This is a genomic window from Gelidibacter algens (assembly GCF_001678675.1).
Lineage (GTDB): Bacteria > Bacteroidota > Bacteroidia > Flavobacteriales > Flavobacteriaceae > Gelidibacter > Gelidibacter algens.
Genome location: NZ_LZRN01000013.1, coordinates 23,037 through 45,776 on the forward strand (window position 1 = coordinate 23,037; position 22,740 = coordinate 45,776).

Annotated in this window: 18 protein-coding genes, 1 tRNA gene and 1 pseudogene; 7 read left to right on the plus strand and 13 right to left on the minus strand. The window is 37.8% G+C overall.

Features of this window, described 5'->3' with window-relative positions:
• Positions 1 to 10: 10 nt before the first annotated feature.
• Together A9996_RS08240 and A9996_RS08245 are read right to left on the minus strand one after the other, a co-directional pair.
• Positions 11 to 1,264 carry a site-specific integrase gene (locus tag A9996_RS08240; RefSeq protein ID WP_066433090.1) on the minus strand — a complete coding sequence of 418 codons (1,254 nt, stop codon included), beginning with the start codon at positions 1,262 to 1,264 and terminating at the stop codon, positions 11 to 13.
• Between the two features lie 239 nt (positions 1,265 to 1,503).
• Positions 1,504 to 1,588: transfer RNA gene (locus tag A9996_RS08245), tRNA-Ser, on the minus strand.
• A 248-nt stretch (positions 1,589 to 1,836) separates the two neighbouring features.
• On the opposite strand from A9996_RS08245, the gene A9996_RS08250 reads away from it, so the two are divergent.
• Positions 1,837 to 2,466, plus strand: coding sequence for an NAD(P)H-dependent oxidoreductase (locus tag A9996_RS08250; RefSeq protein WP_066433093.1), 630 nt, complete (start codon positions 1,837 to 1,839; stop codon positions 2,464 to 2,466).
• 34 nt (positions 2,467 to 2,500) lie between these two features.
• On the opposite strand, the gene A9996_RS08255 is transcribed toward A9996_RS08250, so the two are convergent.
• The gene (locus A9996_RS08255) at positions 2,501 to 2,881 is read right to left on the minus strand and encodes a hypothetical protein (protein WP_066433095.1); all 381 of its coding nucleotides are present in this window, start codon (positions 2,879 to 2,881) and stop codon (positions 2,501 to 2,503) included.
• 160 nt (positions 2,882 to 3,041) lie between these two features.
• Between A9996_RS08255 and A9996_RS08260 the strand changes: the two genes are divergently transcribed.
• Positions 3,042 to 4,241 carry a DegT/DnrJ/EryC1/StrS family aminotransferase gene (locus A9996_RS08260; RefSeq protein WP_066433097.1) on the plus strand — a complete coding sequence of 400 codons (1,200 nt, stop codon included), beginning with the start codon at positions 3,042 to 3,044 and terminating at the stop codon, positions 4,239 to 4,241.
• Here A9996_RS08260 and ribB read toward each other — a convergent pair.
• The 8 genes and pseudogenes from ribB to pheT form a co-directional block, all read right to left on the minus strand.
• Positions 4,238 to 5,386 carry a 3,4-dihydroxy-2-butanone-4-phosphate synthase gene (gene ribB, locus A9996_RS08265; protein WP_066433099.1) on the minus strand — a complete coding sequence of 383 codons (1,149 nt, stop codon included), beginning with the start codon at positions 5,384 to 5,386 and terminating at the stop codon, positions 4,238 to 4,240. The two genes, A9996_RS08260 and ribB, sit on opposite strands and share 4 nt — an antisense overlap.
• Positions 5,387 to 5,416: 30 nt before the next feature.
• Complete coding sequence (locus tag A9996_RS08270) at positions 5,417 to 7,051, minus strand: LptF/LptG family permease (RefSeq protein ID WP_248912332.1); 1,635 nt, start codon at positions 7,049 to 7,051, stop codon at positions 5,417 to 5,419.
• Positions 7,041 to 7,400 (minus strand): LptF/LptG family permease, encoded by a 360-nt coding sequence (locus A9996_RS20540; RefSeq protein WP_248912333.1) that lies wholly within the window; start codon positions 7,398 to 7,400, stop codon positions 7,041 to 7,043. Before A9996_RS20540 ends, A9996_RS08270 begins: the two co-directional genes overlap by 11 nt.
• A 16-nt stretch (positions 7,401 to 7,416) precedes the next feature.
• Entirely contained in the window at positions 7,417 to 8,058 is a 642-nt protein-coding gene (gene lolA1 / locus A9996_RS08275; RefSeq protein WP_066433101.1) for an outer membrane lipoprotein periplasmic chaperone LolA1, read from the minus strand.
• 53 nt (positions 8,059 to 8,111) lie between these two features.
• On the minus strand, positions 8,112 to 10,460 hold the full coding sequence (locus tag A9996_RS08280; RefSeq protein ID WP_428838884.1) for a DNA translocase FtsK: 2,349 nt from the start codon (positions 10,458 to 10,460) through the stop codon (positions 8,112 to 8,114).
• Between the two features lie 196 nt (positions 10,461 to 10,656).
• Positions 10,657 to 11,028 (minus strand): diacylglycerol kinase, encoded by a 372-nt coding sequence (locus A9996_RS08285; RefSeq protein ID WP_066433106.1) that lies wholly within the window; start codon positions 11,026 to 11,028, stop codon positions 10,657 to 10,659.
• 9 nt (positions 11,029 to 11,037) lie between these two features.
• Positions 11,038 to 11,538, minus strand: a complete 501-nt coding sequence (tpx, locus tag A9996_RS08290; RefSeq protein WP_066433107.1) for a thiol peroxidase — start codon at positions 11,536 to 11,538, stop codon at positions 11,038 to 11,040.
• A 152-nt stretch (positions 11,539 to 11,690) separates the two neighbouring features.
• Positions 11,691 to 14,121: pseudogene (gene pheT / locus A9996_RS08295) on the minus strand (phenylalanine--tRNA ligase subunit beta).
• A gap of 271 nt (positions 14,122 to 14,392) precedes the next feature.
• Here pheT and A9996_RS08300 point away from each other — a divergent pair.
• Complete coding sequence (locus A9996_RS08300) at positions 14,393 to 15,535, plus strand: peroxiredoxin family protein (RefSeq protein ID WP_317047119.1); 1,143 nt, start codon at positions 14,393 to 14,395, stop codon at positions 15,533 to 15,535.
• A gap of 160 nt (positions 15,536 to 15,695) precedes the next feature.
• Here the strand turns inward: A9996_RS08300 and A9996_RS08305 are convergent, their stop codons facing one another.
• Positions 15,696 to 16,277 carry a MiaE family protein gene (locus A9996_RS08305; RefSeq protein ID WP_066433112.1) on the minus strand — a complete coding sequence of 194 codons (582 nt, stop codon included), beginning with the start codon at positions 16,275 to 16,277 and terminating at the stop codon, positions 15,696 to 15,698.
• A 296-nt stretch (positions 16,278 to 16,573) separates the two neighbouring features.
• Between A9996_RS08305 and A9996_RS08310 the strand changes: the two genes are divergently transcribed.
• Both A9996_RS08310 and A9996_RS08315 read left to right on the plus strand, forming a co-directional pair.
• A complete protein-coding gene (locus A9996_RS08310) occupies positions 16,574 to 17,050 on the plus strand; it encodes a hypothetical protein (protein WP_066433117.1) in 477 nt (158 codons plus the stop codon).
• Complete coding sequence (locus A9996_RS08315; protein WP_066433118.1) at positions 17,040 to 17,246, plus strand: helix-turn-helix transcriptional regulator; 207 nt, start codon at positions 17,040 to 17,042, stop codon at positions 17,244 to 17,246. The genes A9996_RS08310 and A9996_RS08315 overlap by 11 nt, the downstream gene beginning before the upstream one ends.
• Positions 17,247 to 17,262: 16 nt before the next feature.
• Here the strand turns inward: A9996_RS08315 and recG are convergent, their stop codons facing one another.
• Positions 17,263 to 19,365, minus strand: a complete 2,103-nt coding sequence (gene recG / locus A9996_RS08320) for an ATP-dependent DNA helicase RecG (RefSeq protein ID WP_066433119.1) — start codon at positions 19,363 to 19,365, stop codon at positions 17,263 to 17,265.
• 200 nt (positions 19,366 to 19,565) lie between these two features.
• Between recG and A9996_RS08325 the strand changes: the two genes are divergently transcribed.
• Both A9996_RS08325 and A9996_RS08330 read left to right on the plus strand, forming a co-directional pair.
• Positions 19,566 to 21,566 (plus strand): M1 family metallopeptidase, encoded by a 2,001-nt coding sequence (locus A9996_RS08325; protein ID WP_066433120.1) that lies wholly within the window; start codon positions 19,566 to 19,568, stop codon positions 21,564 to 21,566.
• A gap of 182 nt (positions 21,567 to 21,748) precedes the next feature.
• Complete coding sequence (locus A9996_RS08330) at positions 21,749 to 22,663, plus strand: patatin-like phospholipase family protein (protein WP_066433121.1); 915 nt, start codon at positions 21,749 to 21,751, stop codon at positions 22,661 to 22,663.
• The last annotated feature ends 77 nt before the right edge of the window (positions 22,664 to 22,740 follow it).

Consider the following 22,740-nt stretch of genomic DNA (forward strand, 5'->3'; position numbering starts at 1 on the left):
ACTCAAAAGTTTATTGTATTTGGTTGATTTTAAGATTCTCTTCTTTATCGAAATTAGCAAGTTTACTCTTCAGAAGTTGCATATCTTCATTGACTTTTCTATCCAGAATTTTTGCGTAATGCTGAGTGGTTTTTAAAGAGGTGTGTCCTAACATTTTACTCACAGACTCTATGGGTACACCATTGGAAAGTGTTACTGTAGTTGCAAAAGTATGTCTGGCCAAATGAAATGTAAGATGCTTGTTGATTCCACAGAGATCCGCAATCTCTTTAATATATGCATTCATTTTTTGATTGCTTAACACAGGAAGTAAAAGTCCATTTTCTGACAATTCAGAACTATGAGCATATTTTTGCAGAATGGTTTGGGGAATAGGTAAGAGAGGGATGTTACTTCTTGTGTCAGTTTTACTTCTATTTATTTTTATCCATTGGTCACCAGTGATACCCATAACAATGTTGTTTTTAGAAAGCTTTTTCACATCAGCATAAGCTAAACCCGTAAAACAACAAAAAACAAAGATGTCTTTCACATGATTTAATCTATCAATTCGGAATTCTTTTTCAACGAGTGTTTGAAGTTCTTGTTCTGTCAGAAATTCGCGATCCACTATTTTAAGCTTGGCTTTCCAATGTAGGAAGGGGTCTTTATCGATCCAATCGTTAGCATGGGAAATTCGAATGATTTTTTTAAAATTAGTGATATACTTGATGGCCGAGTTGTGGGCACACTTGCGAGTTGTTTTAAGATAGTATTCAAGACCTGTGATAAACTTATGGTCAATATCTTGTACGGGAATATCATTTTTCTTGTATTTCTTCTTTATAAAGCTTGCTACGTGTTTTTTGCAAGTGCGATAACGCTCGGCAGTTCCGGCAGCAAAATCCTTTCCGATTAGACTTTCAACTTCAGTATTGTGTTCCTGGAATATTTCTAGCAGCATTTTTTGAGTTTTGTCTTTTCCTAAGTAGGCATCTCGAAGAGCGATGGCAGTATATTCCTTTTCTTCTCTTTGAAATTGATGTTGAATTGAGTAAATCTTATTTTTAATTACGCCAAGCTCTCGATTGATTTCTTGCGCTACCATAGAATTACCTAGGGCAAGTTGGGTTTTGGGGTTCCATTCACTGGACTGAATTTTTCTATGAATACTGCACTCAGCCCTGCGACCGTCAAGTGTGATACGCAAGTAGATGTTAGCTTTGCCGTGTTCATCGGCCTTGCTTTTTTTGATATAAAACAGAAGAGAAAGAGAATGTGACACCGAATAGATTTTAAATTCTCTTCAATTTAGTAAATTTAATTTAAATCGTTTTAATTTTAAGTATCTATTTATCAATGGCTTAACTTCAATTCGGTGTCAGTTGGAAAGAGAATTTTAGTGACACCGAATTAGCCCCTTTTAGGATGATATTATATGATATCAAATGAAATCATCCAAAATTAAAAACCCTGTAAATCAACGATTTACAGGGTTTTTGGTGCCTTTTGTAGGACTTTTCGCGGAGAAAGAGGGATTCGAACCCCCGGAGGTGTGACCCTCAACAGTTTTCAAGACTGCCGCATTCGACCGCTCTGCCATTTCTCCAGTGTCTCTAGCGTTTGCCTTTTTTCAAGTTTGCCGTTATTGTGAACAAAATATGCTCTCAGCGGGCTTGCCCGGCTATGCAACCACAGGTTGCTTAGGCGGGTGCAAATATAGAACCCTTTTTTAATTCTTTCAAATAAAATCACAACTTTTTATCCAAATAAATTCTTCTATTAAATTAAATTATCGAAATGGTTTATAAATGCAATGGACATGGCTTATTTTTGTCCTAATTGAAATGAATACCAATGGATATAATAGAAAGTTTACAATGGCGCTATGCCACTAAAAAATTTGATAGGAATAAGAATCTTACCGATGAAAAGCTGCAGACTCTTAAACAGGCCTTTAACCTCACAGCCACATCTTTTGGCTTGCAAACCATTTCATTGCTTATCATTGAAAACGAGACCCTAAGAAATGAATTGTTGCCAGCAGCCTACAATCAAAAGCAAATTGTGGAGGCGTCACATTTATTGATCCTTTGTATTAAGGATCATATTAACACAAATGATGTGGATGAGCTCTTTGATAATGTCAGTTATTTGAGGAATACTCCAGAAACTATTTTGGAGCCTTACAGGAATGATCTGAAATCAATGATGCAAAAAATGACTCAGGAGCAACAACAGGAGTGGTCCATTAAACAGGCCTATATTGCCTTAGGGAATTTAATGACTGTTTGTGCTGTGGAGCGCATCGATTCATGCCCAATGGAAGGTTTTGACCGTGCTCAATATGATAACATTTTAAAGCTCCATGAGAAAGAACTGAAATCTGTTTTGTTATTGCCGGTTGGCTATAGGGCAGAAGATGACATGTTCGCAAATTTTAAAAAAGTGAGAAAGGCTTTGAAATATAGCATTATCGAAATGTAAAAGATTTAATGAAGGTGGTTTTAAAACTTTATTCTTATTCGATCATTTTATTACCATTCGCCTTATAATCCTCACCCATTCCTGAGACATACCCTCTAAAAAGCAGATTTTCTAAATTACCAATAAGATCAAACTCAGCTTCCTGAATCATAAAACCAGCTGAAAGTTTGCTATCCACAATTTTCAAATCGTAAAGGTCAAATGCTCCCACGTCAGAAGTGACGCTTCCAGAATAAGCACCTTCTGCATTTTTTGTAATTGTCATAGTGGCTGACACATCCCCTTGTGGTGTACTTTCTATCAACAAGCTCCAAGCACCCAAGTAAGGATCAACTTTTACTACATTTTTGCTGGAACCACAATTGGTTAACATAATCGAAGTAATTAAGACAAATAACAAATAGGACTTTTTCATGGTAAGGTCGGTTTTTACAACCTAAATGTACAAAATTTTTTATTACTGATGAACTTTGGTTTTTGGGCTTTTTAAGGTCATAAAATATGATGTTTCACTTTTTCAATGAACATATAAATCGTAATTTTGAATCATAAATTTATGAATTAATAGCGTAGTTATGCCAGGATTTGAATTGTTTGGAAGTGCTGAACGTAAAGAGGTAAATGATGTGTTGGAAAACGGTGTGTTGATGCGTTACGGTTTTGACGGCATGCGAAACGGACATTGGAAAGCCAAAGAATTGGAAGCAGAGTTACAATCCTCTTTTCAAACTAAACATGTACACTTGGTTTCCAGCGGAACAGCTGCGGTTTCAGTAGCACTTGCCGCTGCAGGAATTGGTGCAGGTGATGAGGTCATCATGCCATCGTTCACGTTTGTGGCAAGTTTTGAAGCTATTATGATGCTTGGAGCTATTCCTATTTTGGTGGATATAGATGATACCTTAACTTTAGATCCAAAAGCGGTTGAAAATGCAATCACGCCAAGAACAAAAGCGGTCATGGTAGTGCACATGTGCGGCAGCATGGGAAATATGGACGCACTGCAGGTCATATGTGATGCACATAACTTAGTTTTAATAGAAGACGCTTGCCAGGCCATTGGTGGAACTTATAAAGACAAGCCTTTGGGAAGTATCGGAGATTTGGGTTGTTTTTCATTTGATTTTGTAAAAACCATTACCTGTGGTGAAGGTGGTGCAGTCATTACGAATACTAATGACTACTATCTCAATGCTGACCATTATACTGATCACGGCCATGACCATGAAGGCAGTGATAGAGGTGCCGAAACCCATCCGTTTTTGGGCTACAATTTTAGGATTTCTGAACTTCATGCAGCTGTTGGGTTAGCCCAAGTGCGACGGTTGCCTGAATTTTTGTCCATCCAAAAGAAAAACTATACAGTGCTCAGGGAAGCCCTTTCTGAAATTGCAGAAGTGAATTTTAGAAGAGTGCCTGATGGTGGCGAGGAAAGTTATGCTTTTTTAAATTTTTTCCTTCCAGATCTGGAAATCGCAAGAAAAGCTTCTAAAAATCTGAAGGACGCCGGCATTGACGCCTGTTTTCATTATTTTGATAACAATTGGCATTATGTGCGTAAGTGGAACCATCTGAAGGACATAAAAAGCCTCTTTCCAATATCTGCTGAAGTAAAAGCTGGTCTGGAGTATTTAGAAACAAAAGCATTTGAACAGTCTGATCATTTTATTGGGAGAAATATCTCGTGCTTGATCAAATTATCATGGACAGAAGAAGAAGTGAAATTACGGGCACAAAAAATGGTGACCGCTATTCAACAATCCTTAAAGTCTTAATAACTTTTATAATCCACAATTTCAAGACCGTAACCAATTATTCCAACACGTTTGGTATGTTCGCTATTGGATAGCAACAACAGTTTATGGATGTTGAGATCGTGCAGAATTTGCGCTCCAATACCAAAATCTTTGTGGTCCATGGCAATACTTGGTGCCTTTATAATATCTGTATGATTTTGGCCTTGTCTCAATGTTTTTAATCGGTTCAACAAATCTGTAGATTGATGCTGCTGATTAATAAATAGTATAGCCCCTTTACCCTCATCATTGATCAATTTGAACATGTCATCCAATTTCTTATCAGCGTTATTGGTCAAGGTGCCTAAAATATCATTGTTTACTAGGGTAGAGTTAACCCTGGTCAAAACCGGTTCATTAGTTTTCCAAGCGCCTTTGGTCAGTGCAATATGCACTTGATTATTGGTGGTTTGTTGGTAGGCTCTCAATCTGAATTTACCAAAGCGCGTCACGATTTCAAAATCCTCTTTTTTTTCTATTAAAGAGTCGTGTTGCATTCTATAAGCTACCAAATCTTCTATGGATACAATCTTAACATCAAATTTCTTGGCTACCTTCATCAGTTGTGGCAATCGCGCCATGGTGCCATCCTCATTCATGATTTCTACGATGACTCCTGCAGGTCTTAAGCCCGCTAAGCGTGCAAAATCTATAGCAGCTTCAGTATGTCCTGTGCGTCTTAAGACACCGCCTTGCTTAGCCACCAATGGAAAAATATGTCCTGGCCGACCTAACTCGTGGGATTTGGTTTCAGGATCAATAAGTGCTTTGACCGTTTTTGCTCTGTCACTTGCTGAAATTCCGGTGGACACACCATTACCCCGCAAATCAACAGAAACTGTAAATGCGGTCTCCATAGGGTCAGTATTGTTATGAACCATTGGATGCAGGTCCAATTCTTTACAACGCTTTTCAGTAAGTGGTGTACAAATCAATCCGCGGCCATGCGTAGCCATGAAATTAATCATTTCAGGTGTTACCATTTCTGCAGCCGCAACAAAATCACCTTCATTTTCTCTATCGGCATCGTCAACAACAATAATCACTTTTCCATTTTTGATATCCTCAATGGCTTCTTCAATGGTATTTAAAATTATTGTTGTTTTGTCTGTGCTTGTGGTCATGTTTTTTGAAATTATATGCAAAGATATAGCTTATTTTATATTTAGGATAGAGCTTCTATCTAAGTCTTCCTTGATTTTGTTTTTGATTAAAAAATGGGAAACCCCATATAATGGCAACCCAACTATCATCAAAAACAGATTTACAGGTTTCACTTTTAAACCAAGATGGCTGTAGAATGAGCTTGCTTTTATAAAAGTCACTACAAAATAGAGGATATATATTAAAAGTGATATAATGCTTAAATCTAAAGCAGCAGATGCTACTTCTGGTAATTTATTGTTTTTGAATATCAAATGTAAAATCAACAAAATGACACCGATGGTGTAGAAAATGAAAGCAAATTTAGAATAATCGACCGTATCAGTAGCCTCTTTTTTAGAGCGGATAAAATCCTCACTTATAATTAGTCCTTGTTTTTGTAGGTCTTCAATAGTTTGGTTGCGCTTCAATAATTGATTCAGAGCAAACGGTTTGATACTCTGATCAAAATCAAGGTCATCATGGTTTTTGATGACATTGATAAGTTTTTCGTTGTGATAAGCATCCAGAAAACTATATTGCACCAGTTCTCCCTCAATGATTACCGAGTTTTTAGGTCGCAAATTCAAGAATTTCTTAATAGGATTGAGATAACTGTCAAAATCGAAAAGTCCTTTATCATTTGTAGCACGCGTTGTGAGATAAACGCCAAGCGGCAACATGATTAATGTAGAAAGCCACGTGGCCAATATTGGATTCAGAGTTCCATCTTCGGCACTGTTTTTAGCAAAGATGCCTATAAAATGGTAGGTCAGGAATAAAAGAATAGCAATAACCAAGGGTAAGCCAATACCTCCTTTTCTTATTAAGGCACCTAATGGCGCACCCACAAAGAAAAGAATAAAACAAGCAAAACCTAAGACATACTTTTCATTGAGGGCAATAAGGTGCTTATTCAGGTTTTTCTCAGACACCTCAAGAAACTGCTGTTTGGTGTCAATAATTTGTGCTGTACTGCTAATTGTATTTAGTGCTAGATTGACCGTTTGCAATTTAGTTCTTGTGTTAAAGAGATCAAACACATCGCCTTTAAAAATACTATCCGTTTCTAACGTCAGGCTACTATTGAGTGTGTTTATCGATGTTCTGGTGTACAACGTTTCTGCCAAATTTTTATATTCGATAGACTTGTTGTTATAAAGACTGTCAATGGTATAATTTAGGCCTCCTACGTCAAGCATATTATATCTACTGGTGTAGCTCTTAGCGTCTAAATCCACATCATTTAATGCCTCCAGATCGACGTTCATGGTATATGTATCAAAATAGCTTCGGGCAGCTGGTTTTTTCTGAACTTCCTGTGGCTTTTTGCTGTAAATTTCTTCGTAATAGTTGCCATTGAACAACACCAATTGAAGAATATTTGAGTTGGGATTGCTTTTTAATTCTCCAGATTCAGCTATAATAACGGTGTAATTTCCAGGACGAGTATCGTTACGCTGGTGCATAAGCACATTCGACAGAAATTGCCCTCGATCTCCACTTTTTTTATCGACTTTAATATTAAAATTACCGATTTCATTAAACTGTCCTTCGGCAATAGCCATTTGTGGTTTGACCTTCGCTATATTTTTTCTCAGATTGTAGGCATTGTATTCCGCCCAAGGAATAACGTTATTTGACAAAAAAAAATGTAGTAACTGAAAGTAAAATTATGAAGATGCTGAGGCCTCTCATGGCGCGTTGTAGCGAAATCCCTGTAGATTTCATTGCTGCAAACTCATAATTTTCAGCAAAACTGCCAAAGACCATTATGGAAACCAACAAGATAGTTAGCGGTAAAATTAATGGGATAAGGGTAGGCGTGATGTAAAGCAGGAACTTGAAGATGACGTCAATGTCCAAATCTTTTCCTGCCAATTCAGAAATGTATAGCCAAACGGCCTGTAAAACAAAAATGAGCATGAGTATAACAAACACGCTCAAAAATGTTTTTAAGTAGGTCTTAAGTATGTACCTATCCAGTATTTTCATAAAGTGAACGCCTTATCTAGTCTAGCTTATTGATGTAATAGCCCTTGTATTTATTGGCGTCAAATGTAAACAAGGTTTTTGAAATAGGCTCATTAGTTTTAAAACTATTTACAGTTAACGTAGTTTGTGTACCGTTTTTGCCCACTTCTATAAGATTGTAAATGTGTTTGGTCTGTGCATCAATACCCAACAGTACTTGTTTAATTTCAGAATTGCTGTCAATAGGCGTCAATTTTACATACTGAATTTTTCTTCCGCCAACATTTTGTATGATATCCATAGCATAGTTGTATCCTTCTTTATAAAATGATAACATCTTACTTGGTGTAATGGTGTTTTCATCTTCAGTATTATTTTTTGAAATGGTCACCTCTTCATCTTCAGGATTCACAGTATATAGTGTTTTGCCGTCGAAAATACGGGTAACACCAAGAATGTTCAGCAAATATTTTTCACCCTCAATAACCACATCCCCGCGGGTTTCCTGATTAATATTTTCACTCGTATTTTTAAGCACATATTTAAAATCAATACTGATGTTTTTATAACCTTTAACCTTGGCATTTACTTCATTCAATAAGGTTTTCGCTTTCTCTACGTCTTGCGCATACGTAGAAAACGATAGTAAGGCAATAGCTAATACAATTAATTTTTTCATTATTAAGTAATTTAAAAAATCCTGTTACGGAATTGTCGTTGTTATATTATTTATTATTGTAGTTCATTTGCTAAAAGTTGATCTAAGGCTACAAGATCGGTAACTAATACTTGGCGTGCTTTGCTGCCTTCAAATTGTCCAACAATACCAGCAGCTTCCAATTGGTCAATCAATCGGCCCGCTCTATTGTAACCTAATTTCAATTTTCGTTGTAACAAAGAAGCTGAGCCCTGTTGAGCTGTTACAATCACTTCGGCCGCTTCCCTGAACAGTTTATCTCTGTCGGAGATATCTACATCAAGACTTGTGCCATTCTCTTCCCCAACATATTCAGGTAAAAGATAGGCGTCTGGATATGCTTTTTGTCCACCAATAAATTCCGTAATCAGTTCAACTTCTGGAGTGTCTACAAAGGCGCATTGCACCCTGGTCAACTCATTGCCTTGAGTAAAAAGCATGTCGCCGCGACCTATCAACTGGTCAGCACCAGAACTATCTAAAATAGTCCGCGAGTCAATTTTTGAAGTCACCCTAAAAGCAAGTCGTGCAGGGAAGTTTGCTTTTATAATCCCAGTAATAACGTTCACGGAGGGTCTTTGTGTGGCAATGATCAAGTGGATCCCGATGGCACGTGCCAATTGGGCCAAACGCGCAATAGGCGTTTCTACCTCCTTGCCAGCAGTCATAATTAAATCAGCAAACTCATCCACTACCAAAACAATATATGGTAAAAATTGATGTCCTTCTTCAGGGTTTAATTTGCGTGCTCTGAATTTATCGTTGTATTCTTTGATGTTTCTGCATAATGCGTTTTTTAACATCTCATACCGATTGTCCATCTCAATACACAAAGAATTTAAGGTGTTGATCACTTTGGTATTGTCAGTAATGATCGCGTCCTCACTATCCGGTAATTTCGCTAAATAATGACGCTCAATCTTATTGAACAAGGTAAGCTCTACTTTTTTAGGATCTACCAAAACAAATTTTACTTCCGCAGGGTGCTTTTTGTAAAGCAAAGAGGTCAGAACAGCATTCAACCCCACAGATTTCCCTTGTCCTGTTGCTCCAGCCATCAATAAATGGGGCATTTTGGCCAAATCGACCACCATGGTTTCATTGCTGATGGTCTTCCCAAAGGCAATCGGTAATTCCATTTCTGATTTTTGGAATTTTTGCGAGGCTATAACGGATCGCATGGAGACAATGGTCGAATTTTTATTTGGCACTTCAATACCAATAGTGCCTTTCCCAGGAATAGGCGCTATAATACGAATGCCCAAAGCTGCCAGAGACAGAGCAATGTCATCTTCTAAATTCTTAATTTTTGAGATGCGTATACCCGCATTGGGAACAATTTCATACAACGTTACTGTTGGCCCAATCGTTGCTTTAATATTGCTGATGCCAATATTATAGTTGTTGAGCGTTTCTACAATTCGGTTTTTATTTTCTTCAAGTTCATCCTGATCAATGGTGATACCTTCAGAGTCATATTTTTTTAACAGGTCCAAAGGCGGAAATTGGTATTTGCTCAACTCCAAGGTCGGGTCAAATTGTCCAAAATCGGCCACTAATTTATCTGAAAGATTATTACTTTCTGAGGCTTCTTCTTTAACATGCTCTACTTCCATCGCCAATTCTTCTTCATCTTCTGGTGGTTCAGCAACTTGAATGTTTAGAGTTGGAGTTACTCCTGTAGGTTCAGGTTTAGGTTTTGCTGGGACAATGTCTTCTTCTTGTTTGGCAGGTTTTAAATCAAATGCTGCCTTGATATCTTCTGCTTCAGCCGTCAGATCATTGTCTAGAGGCGCATAAGTATCTGTAGTATACACGTCGTTTTTAAAATCTGCGTTGATGTTTTTTCTAGCGGATTTAAAAAAGGCCACGATAGAATCACCGGTAACGTTAAACTTAATGGCCGCATAAATGATCAATCCAAAAAAGAGTAGGAGTGCGGTACCGATAATACCGATGTAATCTTGAAAAAAGGAATTCATTTCAAACCCAATGGTGCCGCCAAGAGCGTCGTATTTATGGGCGAAGAATCCGAAGAAAATAGACATCCAAATAGCCGCGAGGGTTCCCCAGATCCAATGGCTTCTTAGTTTTGATTTGTTGATATCGAGTGTTACATAAATTCCGGAAAGGAATACCAAACCCGCAAGAATGAAGGAGGCAAACCCAAATCCTTTCATAATAAAAAAGTTACTCACCCAAGCGCCCAGTTTATTGAGCCAGTTTTGTGCAACTACTTCTCGGGATCCAATTTCAGTGAGTGTACTTTGATCAGCTTCTCCAGTAAAAAAGAAAGATAAAAAGGCAATAAAAAGCAAAATACCGAGAATCATCAACAAGCTTCCAAAAATGAGTTTTTGTTGACTTGTTAGTTTGACCCGCAACTTTCGGGAGGTTTTTTCGGTCTTTTGTAGTGGAGGTGCTGCTTTTAGTCTTGGTTTTTTTCTTCGCCATGTTGCCTTTCCGTGACCACGGAAATCTATTTATTTTTATTCGTACTACTAAAAAGTGTTAGGATTATCTGTTTGCCTAAGGAAACAAAAATACAAATTACTAACGTTAATCCTAATGGAATTAGTATTAAAAAAACCTAGGGTAATAAATGATTGAAGCCACAATAACCGCAGCAATTGAGGCAATGAAAACGGCTCCGGCGGCCACGTCTTTTATGCGCCCAATACTGGCATGAAGTTCAGGATGGATAAAGTCTGCAATGTATTCAATAGACGTGTTGACTCCTTCAATACTCATGACCAGACCGATCATGGCGACTTGAAACAACCATTCTGTTCTGGAGATCTCAAAGTAAAATCCTGCAACCGTCACAAGTATGGCTATAAAAAATTGAATCTGGATGCTGGCTTCAGTCCGCAGTAAAAGCAAGGCGCCTTTAAATGCCCATCCTACACTCTTTAAGCGATTGATCAGGAAGGAGTCTTTTTTATCGGACATAAGAGAAAACTAAGAAAGCGATTGTAACGCCGCTTCATAATTAGGCTCTTCAGAAATTTCAGAAACCTGCTCTGTGTAGATCACTTCAGCTTTTTTGTTGAGCACGACTACACATCTTGAATGTAACCCTTCAAAAGGACCATCAACAATAGTCAGCCCAAAGGATTTTCCAAAATTACCGTCTCTGTAATCAGAAAGACATTCAACATTCTCCAAACCTTCTGCTCCACAAAATCGTGCCAGGGCAAATGGCAAATCTTTAGAAATGCAAAGCACTTTGGTATTCTCCAATCCGCTCGCCTTTTCATTGAAAGTTCTTACTGATTGCGCACACACTCCTGTATCTACACTTGGGAAAATGTTAAGCACCACATTATGGCCTAAATAATCATTCAATGATTTTGAAGATAAATCAGTAGCTACCAATTTGAAATTTGGAACGTCAGTCCCTTTTTTTGGTAGTTCTCCATTAGTAGTTATTGGATTGCCTTTGAGTGTTATTGTTGCCATAATAGATCGTATTTTATATTAAGATTTTAAATTTAAGAATTATTTGAAGTTTTCACTATTAATTAAAACATAATATTTCAAAGATGATAACAGCATTAAAGCATAAATTATCTTCTCAAAAATAAAATAGTTTTTAATCCAACATTTAAAAACTATCGCAGCTTTGCTCCAAGCTGCTCTTCAAAATTGGACTGCAGTTTGTTCATTATTTTATCAACCTGCTTATCTGTAAGCGTGCTGTGTTCATCCTGGAATTTAAAGCTCACCGCATAACTCTTTTTACCAGCTGGGAGATTGTCACCCTGATAGACATCAAATAAATCAACATCTTTAAGTAAACGCTTTTCAGTTTGATTCGCAATGGTGTCAATCATTTCAAAAGTAATAGAGTCATCCAGAAGTAGCGCAAAATCACGTCTTGTTTCTGGATATTTAGGAAGTTCCTTAAAGTTGACGCTGTTGTGCTTGGCCATTTCAATGACATTGTCCCAATTGAAATCAGCAAACAAGACCTCTTGAGAAATATCAAAGTGTTTTATGATTTTTTTGTTGACCAAACCAAAGTCTACCAAAGTCTTTTTGCCCAAGGACAAACTGATCCCTTCACTAAATATATCATTCTGGATTGGAGAAATCTTGATACTGTTCAATCCCAGACGCTCTAAAACTGCGGTGATAATCCCTTTTAAGTAAAAGAAATTGCTTGGTTGCGCAGTAGAATTCCAACGTTCGGAATCTTTGTTGCCCGTCAAAAACAGCGCCAAGTGTTTGTTTTCAATGTGCTTATCGCCATAAGTATGATAAGTTTTGCCAAACTCAAAAAGCTTAAGGTCTGAACGCCTTCTGTTAATGTTTCGGCTTACGGCTTCCAAACCAGAAAATAATAAGCTTTGACGCATGACGCTCAAATCATTGCTCAATGGGTTGAGCATAACCACATTGTGTGCCTCTTTCAAATTTTCAGTTAAATTGACATAAGCAGGTGAGGTTAAAGAGTTGGATAATATCTCATAAAATCCTTGTGCTGCCAATTGATTTCCAACGATATTTTGAAGTTTAAAATCTTCAAAACGCGAGGTGTTAGAGATGGAGGCATTTAATTTTTCGGTCGTGTTGATGTTGTTGTAACCATAAACTCTCAAGACTTCCTCAATGATGTCTGCTTCACGAACCACGTCATTTCTATAAGCAGGAACAGTGAGGCCCAAACCTGTCTCCGTCACATTATTGATTTTGATATCTAAAGACATCAGAATCCTTTTTATAACGTCCTTCGGGATTTCTTCACCGATTTAAGTTTTTGGGCTATTTTACAAAGCTCATGCGTACTTGAAAGTCTTCTATTTTTTTGGGATAGATGTCCACAAGGTTACTGGTGATATTACCTCCGGCAACTTCCTGTATCAACAAGGCCGCACGCTTAAGGGCGTATTCTGTAATATTAGGGTCAACACCGCGCTCAAACCTGAATGAAGCGTCTGTGTTCAAATTATGTCTTTTGGCCGATTTTCTGATACTTACTGGATTGAAGTAAGCACTTTCTAAGAAGATACTTGTGGTATGTTCAGTAACTCCTGAATTTTCGCCACCAAAAACACCTGCAATACACATTGGTTTTGTCGTATCACAAATCATTAAGTCTTCTTCATGGAGTTCACGTTCAATACCGTCTAAGGTTTTAAACTTGGTCCCTTTTGGCAGTGTTTTTACTACCACTTTATTTCCTTCAATTTTGTTGGCATCAAACGCATGAAGGGGTTGGCCAAGTTCATGAAGCACATAATTGGTCACGTCAACAATATTGTTTTTTGGCGTTAACCCAATCGCTTTAAGTCTGTTTTGCAACCAAGCAGGTGAGGTGCCTACCTTAATACCTGAAATGGTAACGCCACAATAGCGTGGTGCCAGTTCTTTATCTTCAACTTCGACATCAATTTTCAAAGTTCTATTATCAACGCGAAAGGCACTCACTGAGGGGGTTATCAATTCTACCTGAATATCTTTTTGTAAAAGTCCAGCCCTTAAGTCTCTAGCGGTTCCAAAGTGACTCATTGCATCAGCTCTATTTGGGGTTAGGCCAATCTCAAAAACCTGATCGTTTTCTACTTCATAAAGCTCAGCAACCAAAGTACCAACCGTGATGTCGTCAGGCAAAACCAAAATACCCTCATGGGAGGTACCAAGTCCTAACTCGTCTTCGGCACATATCATTCCATGACTTTCTTCGCCTCTTATTTTTCCTTTCTTGATGGTCCAGGCTTCCCCTTCATCTGTATAGAGCGTGGAGCCAATGGTCGCCACAGGTACTTTTTGACCTGCAGCTACGTTTGGTGCACCGCATACAATTTGTAATGGTGCGCCAGAGCCAATGTTTACGGTAGTAATTTTAAGACGGTCAGCATTTGGGTGTTGGATACAGGTGAGTACTTCACCCACCACAATGTCTTCCAATCCGCCCTTGACTGATTGAAAATTGTGAATGCCTTCAACTTCAAGTCCCAAATCTGTCAGGAGCTCGCCCGTTTGTTCTGGAGTCCAATTACTATTGACAAATTGCTTTAACCAATTATAGGAAATCTTCATTTTTTGATTGTTATGCTATAGGCAGTTGTAGTTTATCCAAATGTTTACAGTAAGAATAATCTAAAGACGGCCAGTGTCGCGTCTAATTTTAAATATGGGGTAAAGATAATAATAGTATATAGTTATGGAAATTGTAAATTATTTTATTTTATATGTTTTTTTGTCTTTATTTTCGGCCTCAAATAAAAGTCCCTAGTTCATTATGAAGTATATGCTTATAATTTTATCCGCTCTAACTCTGGTTTCCTGCAACAAGGATTATTCAAAAAAGATGCAGCACGGTAAATGGTTGGGTCAAATGCAGGTGAGCGCCGATGAGAAATTGCCTTTTAATTTTGAGGTCACTTCAGATAGAAGTTTGAAAATTATAAATGCCGAAGAAGTGATCTTGGTAGATGACATCACCTATAAAAACGATTCTATTTTTATTAAAATGCCAGTTTTTGAAGGATATTTTGCTGTGAAGCTTACGGAAGAAGGGGTGAGCGGTCATTTTATCAATAAAAGTATGGATATTAACATCCCTTTTAAAGCGATTTATAATTCTAAAGCCCGTTTTGAAACCAAACAAGCGGCAAAAACCGATATTACGGGAAACTGGGAAGTGGTATTTAGCCCTGATTCACATGAAGATATTTACTTTGCGAAAGGAATCTTCCAGCAAAAGGGACAACAGGTAACGGGCACTTTCAGAACTAAGATAGGCGATTACAGATATTTGGAAGGCGTTGTTGACGGGGATACATTGAAACTATCGGCATTTGATGGGGCACACGCATTTTTGTTTGTGGCAACAGTCAAGGATAGTACGCTGAATGGTGTTTTTTATTCTGGAAATAATTGGAGTGAGCCTTTTAGTGCAAAACGGAATGACAACTTTGAGCTACCAGATGCCAACGCACTTACTTCAATGGCTGATAGCTATGAGCGCTTGGAATTTAGTTTTCCCAATGAGGCAGGTCAAATGGTTTCTTTAGCTGATGAAAAATTCCAAAATAAAGTAGTTGTGGTACAGCTTATGGGAACATGGTGTCCAAATTGTTTGGACGAAAGCACTTTTTTCTCTGAATACACCAAAATAAATTCTGAAAAAGATGTCGAATTTGTAGCGCTTGCTTTTGAAAATGCCAAAACAGATTCTCTGGCATTTGTGGGAATTAAACGTTTAAAAGATCGATTGGGTATTGAATATCCAGTGCTGTTGGCGCAATATGGAACTTCTGATAAGTTGGAAGCACAGACAAGGTTGCCCATGCTCAATGAAGTATTGTCTTACCCAACCACCATATTTGTTGATAAAACAGGTCAAGTCCGAAAAATCCATACCGGTTTTAATGGTCCTGCAACGGGAGAGAAATATGTGGCGTTTAAAAATGAGTTTAGGACATTTATAGATGAACTTTTGGCTGAGTAGACCTCAATAAATTTTGGCCTATGCAGTTTTTGATTGACCATTTTGCCGGTAATGTTTATTTTTTAGCTTCCACCTTCAAGCTTCAAGCTTCAACCTTCCACCTTCCACCTTCCAGCTTCCAGCTCCCAGCTTCCAACTTCCAGCTTCCAACATCTCGTTACTACCCGTGTATACTTTCAGATTTCCCATAACTCTTAATCAGTTCCCCTTCAAATTCTACCAATTCTTTCCAGCGTTTGTCCACATCAATATCTTTTCCATATTTGCGCGCATAGCTTATAAAAAGCGTGTAATGGCCAGCTTCACTCACCATTAAATCATAGTAGAATTTTGAAAGCTCAGGGTCTTTTACGTGTTGTGAAAGCATTTTAAAGCGTTCACAACTTCTGGCTTCAATCATGGCAGAAAATAAGAGTCTGTCTACCATACTCTGTAAATGGTTGCCACCTTTGTTCATAAATTTGTAAAGTTCATTGACATAGCTGTCTTTGCGCTCCCTGCCTAAAGTATAGCCTCTCTTTTTGATGATCTCGTGCACCAATTGAAAATGTTCCAATTCTTCTTTGGCAAGCTCCAATAAATCGGTTACCAAATCTTCATACTGCGAATTATGTGTAATAATAGTAATTGCATTAGTAGCGGCCTTCTGCTCACACCATGCATGGTCTGTTAAAATTTCTTCGATATTCTCTTCCGCAATGACAGTCCATCGCGGGTCAGTTTCTAGTTTGAGGTGTAGCATTTTGTATAATTATAATCGAAGAATAAGCTTTCGGATATTTAGGCGCGAAGATAGTGCTATTTAATTTGAATTGTTGAAGTGCAATTAGCATGTGATCTGTTTTGGGGCGTTAGTTAGGAAATATGCAAGATTGGAGAAAGGCGTTAACACTGAGCAAGTTTAATCATCAGTCTATTGGGCTGAAGCGGTCTCAACATAGTTTAGAGGTAATATTTGTTTTGCTAAATGTAAAGTTTATTTGTCTAAAGGTTTAATTTGTTTTACATTTGTTCAAAATATAATTAACACCTTATGTTATGAAAGCAAATTATCTATTTCCCAATAGGTTTAAACAAATCGGTTGGTTTATGCTTATTCCTTCCGCAATTATTGGTCTAGTAACCCTAATATATGAGTATGAGCCAAACTTTTTAGATTATGATGTTCCGGCTATTTTTATTGATGAGCTTTTAGGCAATAAGCAACTGTTCGGAATGGTCAGTAATAATATCCTGAATGAAATCTTCGGGGTTTTAATTATTATTAGTTCCTTGCTCGTCGCATTTTCAAAAGAAAAATTAGAAGACGAATATATTTCAAAAATAAGACTGGAGTCTTTGGTTTGGGCTGTTTATGTTAACTATGGTATTCTTTTATTTTCGTTTTTATTTATTTTCGATTTTTCCTTTTTATGGGTTATGATATTTAATATGTACACAGTTTTGCTCTTCTTTATCGTCAGATTTAATTGGCAAATTTCTAAACTTAAAAAATCAGCGAGTTATGAAGAATAGTATTAAAGTGGAACGCGCGAAAAAAAATATTACGCAAGCGGAGCTGGCCAATTTGATACATGTCAGTAGACAAACCATCAATGCTATGGAACTGGGCAAATATGTGCCCTCTACGGTTTTGGCGCTGCGGTTGGCCAAAATTTTTGAAGTTGAAGTAAGTCAGATTTTTATCTTAGAAGAATCAGATTGGACTTAGGAAACACGATTGGCAATTACGAAATATAATTCCAAATGTTTTTATACTTGCCCAATTGTCCATACGTATAACGCAATACTTTATTTTCGGACGCGGCAAGGGAAGGGTCAGCCTTCAGGATTGCTTTGGCGTAATAACGAGCATGCTGTAAAATATCCTTATCCTTGATCACGTCAGCTATTTTGAGGTTCAACACACCACTTTGCTGTGTACCCATCAAATCTCCCGGACCTCTAAGTCTCAAATCCACTTCGGCAATTTCAAAGCCGTCATTGGTGCTGACCATGGTTTGCAGCCTGGTTTTGCTGTCTTCGCTAAGTTTGTGGCTGGTCATCAAAATACAGTAGCTTTGTTCAGCGCCACGGCCAACACGTCCTCTCAATTGATGCAGTTGTGATAACCCAAAACGTTCAGCGCTTTCAATAATCATGACGGATGCATTCGGAACATTGACGCCAACTTCAATAACCGTGGTGGCGACCATGATTTGAGTTTCGCCTTTAACGAAGCGTTGCATCTCAAAATCTTTATCGGCAGGTTTCATTTGGCCATGAACAATTGAGATTTGATATTGAGGTAAGGGGAATTCCCTAGAGATACTTTCATAGCCATCCATCAAATCTTTATAATCCATTTTTTCGCTTTCTTGAATTAATGGATAGACGATATAAATTTGCCGTCCTTTTTCAATTTCATCTCTTATGAATCTGAAAACTTTCAGCCGATTTTTATCATACCTATGGACGGTTTTGATGTCCTTTCTTCCGGGTGGCAATTCATCAATTACCGATACATCCAGATCGCCATAAACAGACATGGCTAAGGTTCTCGGAATTGGGGTAGCAGTCATTATTAAAACGTGGGGAGGCGAGGTGTTTTTATGCCACAATTTACTCCGTTGCGCAACACCAAATCGGTGTTGTTCATCAATGATGGCGAGCCCTAAATTTTTGAATTTTACCTTATCTTCAAGCAAGGCATGCGTGCCAATTAAGATGTCCAATTCGCCATTTTCGAGCGCTTCGTGAATTTTTCGTCTTTCTGAAGTTTTGGTTGAACCAGTGAGTATTTTAATACTGATGTTCAGTTCGTTACATAGTTGAACTAAACCATGATAGTGTTGTACTGACAAAATTTCAGTCGGTGCCATCAAACAGGCTTGAAAACCGTTGTCAAGTGCCATTAACATTGACATGAGCGCTACTATGGTCTTTCCTGATCCAACATCGCCTTGCAAGAGGCGGTTCATTTGGGCATTGCTGCCTAAATCAGCCCTGATTTCTTTCAGAACCCGTTTTTGTGCGTTGGTCAAATCGAAGGGCAAATGCTCTTGAAAAAAGGTGTTGAAATAATGCCCGACATGCACAAAATTGAAGCCTTTAATTTTTGATTTATGAATCAGATTCTTGATGATCAATTGCAACTGAATATAAAATAATTCTTCAAATTTCAATCGGAATTGTGCCTGTGATAAGAGCTCTTGATTCTCTGGAAAATGGATGTTAAATAACGCTTTGTTTTTGGAAATTAATTTGAGTTCAGACAGTAAATTTTCAGATAGAGTTTCTTCAAATTGTCCCTTGGTTTCCAGAAATAATTGCTGCATTATTTTATTTAAAACCCGATTGGAAATTCCTTTATTTGCCAATTTTTCGGTAGACGGGTAGATGGGTTGCATAGCTGAACGTAAATTCTTTTCATGCTCCTCTAGCAGTTCCATTTCAGGATGTGGCATATTGAAAACACCATTGAACCAATTGGTTTTTCCAAAAATCACATATTTTTTTCCAAATTTCAGGCTCTCCCTGACCCATTTGTGGCCTCTAAACCAAACCAGTTCTATAATTCCAGTCTCATCTTTAAAGGTAGCAACCAATCGTTTCGCTCTCCCTTCTCCCATGTCTTTCAAGCTGGTAATTTCTCCTATAATTTGAACATCAGCAGTATTGCGCTGTAATTGGTTGATTTTATAGTATTGGGTTTTGTCAATATAACGGTTGGGGAAGAGGTTGATGAGGTCTTGATAGGTGTGAATGCCAAGTTCGCTTCGGAGCAAATCTGCACGATTTGGGCCGACACCTTTAAGGTAATCGATTGGCGTTTGAAGTTTGGCATTCATAGTGCGAATTTAATCAATTCCTACGAATGCAGGAATCTCATTGAGAATTGAATTGCAGTCTGGGTGAGTAAAGCACAACACTTTTATAAAAGTGCATGAGATTAAATGCACAAAGTGTTTATAGTTAAATATAGCGTCGTGGCACTAACAATAGCAATATTTTTTTCTTATTTTGGTCATATCTTAACCAAACTCTGACCATGAGATGCTTTTTATCGCTTTGCTTCATTCATTTATTTGGACTTGTCTCTGCGCAACAAATTGATCATGTTGATTTTGAAAAGATTGACGCTGACCTTAGTTTTAAGAATTTGGGTGAAGTTTTTGGTGACGTTTCTGTTAGGTTTAAAATTTTAGAGGATACGGATTCTATCTATCTCGATGCCGTAACGATGGATTTCAAAAAAATGGAATTGCGTAATCTTGCCAAAGATGCAGTAGAGACAATGGTTTACAGGGCTGATGCTGATAAGATTGTGATCTTTAATACGTTCAATAAAAATACCGATTACAATTTGCAGTTCTCATATTCTGTCCAGCCAAAAAAAGCACTGTACTTTGTGGAAGATCAGATTTGGACACAAGGTCAAGGAAAATATACGAGCAATTGGTTGCCAAGTATCGATGATATGAATGACAAGATTGAATTTGATTTATCTATTTCTTACGATGCTGGTTACGAAGTTTTGGCCAATGGAATACTTACAGAAAAAGAACCCATCACAGCAAACAGAACCAAATGGCATTATGATATGCAAGCGCCCATGAGCAGCTACCTTGTTGCACTTGCGATTGGTAAATACCATAAAAAAACTGAAACTTCAACCAGCGGTATTCCCTTAGAATATTACTATTATCCCAGAGATTCAGGGAATGTGGAGTCAACATATCGCTATAGCAAACAAATGTTTGATTTTTTAGAAGATGAAATCGGCGTCCCTTATCCATGGGAAATCTACAAACAGGTGCCTGTTCAGGACTTTTTATATTCTGGGATGGAGAATACCACGCTGACTATTTTTTCAGATGCTTTAGTGGTGGATGCTATAGGTTTTAACGACCGCAATTATGTTAACGTCAATGCCCATGAGCTTGCCCATCAGTGGTTCGGAAATTTGGTGACTGAAACTAGCGGCACACACCATTGGTTACAGGAGGGTTTTGCGACATATTACGCGCTTTTGGCAGAACGTGAGGTGTTTGGAGATGACTATTACTATTGGCGCTTGCACGAATACGCACAACAACTTTTAGAGCAGGAAAACGCTGGAGCAGGCACAGCTTTGCTCAATCCGAAATCCAGTAGCTTGACGTTTTATCAAAAAGGCGGTTGGGCCTTGCATGTGCTGAGAGAGCAGGTTGGGGACGAGGCTTTCAAATCGGCGGTAAAAAAATATCTACTAAAGTATCAATATAAAAATGTGGAAACTGCTGATTTTATAGAGGAGGTAGAACGTGAGAGTGGTCAGGATTTGACAGAATTTGTAAAGGTTTGGCTGGAAGATGTGATGCTTCCTCAAGATACGATGGTCAGAAGTTTGAAAAAATCAGAGTTTATCCAAGAATATATGGATGTGAGTTGCGAGACTTATCCTTCAAAATGTAAAGATTATTTGGTTTCTGATATTTCGGATAAAGCGAAAGTCAAAATTTTGTCACAAGAGACGTATGCAGTCAAATTGGAGGATTTTAACAATAGTATCGAGGTTCGGCAGGCCATCGCACAAAAACTAACAAGCATTCCGTCAGAATTTAAAAGAACCTATGAGACACTCTTAAATGATGCATCTTATGTGACTGTTGAAACAGCATTGTACAATTTATGGGTCAATTTCCCTGAGGATCGCGCTAAATATCTGCAGCAGACTAAGGCCATCTATGGCTTTAGTGATTATAACGTGAAATTGCTTTGGCTGGCCTTGCATTTAAATACCATAGAGTATCAACCAGAAAGGAAGCCAGAGGTTTTGGAGGAATTAAGAGGATATGCTGATCCAAAGTTCGGTTTTGAATTGCGGATGAATGCTTTTAATTACCTAAAATTGATCAATGGTTTTAACGAGTTGTCTTTGAGAAGCCTAATCCAGGCCACGACGCATCACAATTGGCGTTTTCAGCAGTTTGCAAAACAATTGCTTCAAGAGGTTGAAAAGAGTGAAGAATACAAGGAGATTTTGGTCAGAATAATGAATAACGAATAAAGAATAATGAATAATGAATAAAGAATAATGAATAAAGAATAATGAATAATGAATAAAGAATAATGAATAACGAATAAAGAATAAAGAATAAAGAATAAAGAATAAAGAATAAGTTCAACTTAAACAACACACAACACACAACACACAACACACAACACACAACACAACAAACAACAAACAAATTGAGAGCATTAGTCATATCAGGTGGTGGAAGTAAAGGAGCGTTTGCAGGAGGTGTGGCGCAATATCTTATAGAAAACAAGAAGTTGGATTACGACCTGTATATTGGCACCTCTACTGGGAGTTTGTTGGTGTCTCATCTGGCGTTGCATAAAGTCAAGGAGATCAAAGAGATCTATACCAATGTTACCCAAGAGTCTATTTTTAATGTGTGTCCGTTTAATATCAAAAGGAAAAAGGGTATAGAGACCATCAGCATCAATCATTTTAACGTCTTGCGAAATCTTTTCAGGGGCAGCAAAACATTCGGTGAAAGTCATAATTTGAAAAAACTGATCAGGTCACATGTTACGGAAGAAGGGTTTAAAGCCTTAAAAGAACTTAAGGCTGATGTGGTGGTGACTGTTTCCAACCTCTCGCTTAATCAGGTCGAATATAAATCGGTCAAGGATTTTGACTATGAAGAATTCATGGACTGGGTTTGGATATCCTGTAACTACACGCCTTTTATGACTTTGGTAAAAAAGAATGGCTGTGAATATGCTGATGGTGGCTTAGGGTCAATGGTGCCCATAGAAGAAGCCATTAAGCGAGGTGCAACGGTTGTAGATGCCGTTATTTTACAAACTGAGGTTTCACAACTCAACAGAATGCCGTCGTTAAATGCCTTCTCTTTACTGACCAATATGTTCTCATTTATTCTGGACAGGATTGAATTTCAAAACATACGCATTGGGAAGTTTGTAGCAAAAAATCAGGATGCGATTATTAATTTTTACTACACACCAACGGTCTTGACAACCAATTCGCTGGTTTTTAATAAAGAAAAAATGACCTCATGGTGGCAAAGTGGCTTTGATTTTGCGAAATATAAAAACGAAGAAACGAGTCCATTGGAGCCAGAGAAAACTGAGTAAAAATACCTTTGGATCAGCTCAGATTGAGATATAGTTATCCTCCCAAAATGGGTATCATTCATTTGTCCGCCATAAAG

What these genes read in the sequence shown, in the direction of transcription:
- tpx (WP_066433107.1), bottom strand. Translation starts at nt 11,538, where the DNA reads ATGGCAACAATAACACTCAAAGGCAATCCAATAACTACTAATGGAGAA.
- A9996_RS08305 (WP_066433112.1), bottom strand. Translation starts at nt 16,277, where the DNA reads ATGCTACACCTCAAACTAGAAACTGACCCGCGATGGACTGTCATTGCG.
- ribB (WP_066433099.1), bottom strand. Translation starts at nt 5,386, where the DNA reads ATGACCACAAGCACAGACAAAACAACAATAATTTTAAATACCATTGAA.
- A9996_RS08300 (WP_317047119.1), top strand. Translation starts at nt 14,393, where the DNA reads ATGCAGCACGGTAAATGGTTGGGTCAAATGCAGGTGAGCGCCGATGAG.
- A9996_RS08260 (WP_066433097.1), top strand. Translation starts at nt 3,042, where the DNA reads ATGCCAGGATTTGAATTGTTTGGAAGTGCTGAACGTAAAGAGGTAAAT.
- A9996_RS08255 (WP_066433095.1), bottom strand. Translation starts at nt 2,881, where the DNA reads ATGAAAAAGTCCTATTTGTTATTTGTCTTAATTACTTCGATTATGTTA.
- A9996_RS08315 (WP_066433118.1), top strand. Translation starts at nt 17,040, where the DNA reads ATGAAGAATAGTATTAAAGTGGAACGCGCGAAAAAAAATATTACGCAA.
- A9996_RS08285 (WP_066433106.1), bottom strand. Translation starts at nt 11,028, where the DNA reads ATGTCCGATAAAAAAGACTCCTTCCTGATCAATCGCTTAAAGAGTGTA.
- A9996_RS20540 (WP_248912333.1), bottom strand. Translation starts at nt 7,400, where the DNA reads ATGAAAATACTGGATAGGTACATACTTAAGACCTACTTAAAAACATTT.
- A9996_RS08310 (WP_066433117.1), top strand. Translation starts at nt 16,574, where the DNA reads ATGAAAGCAAATTATCTATTTCCCAATAGGTTTAAACAAATCGGTTGG.
- A9996_RS08250 (WP_066433093.1), top strand. Translation starts at nt 1,837, where the DNA reads ATGGATATAATAGAAAGTTTACAATGGCGCTATGCCACTAAAAAATTT.
- recG (WP_066433119.1), bottom strand. Translation starts at nt 19,365, where the DNA reads ATGAATGCCAAACTTCAAACGCCAATCGATTACCTTAAAGGTGTCGGC.
- lolA1 (WP_066433101.1), bottom strand. Translation starts at nt 8,058, where the DNA reads ATGAAAAAATTAATTGTATTAGCTATTGCCTTACTATCGTTTTCTACG.
- A9996_RS08325 (WP_066433120.1), top strand. Translation starts at nt 19,566, where the DNA reads ATGAGATGCTTTTTATCGCTTTGCTTCATTCATTTATTTGGACTTGTC.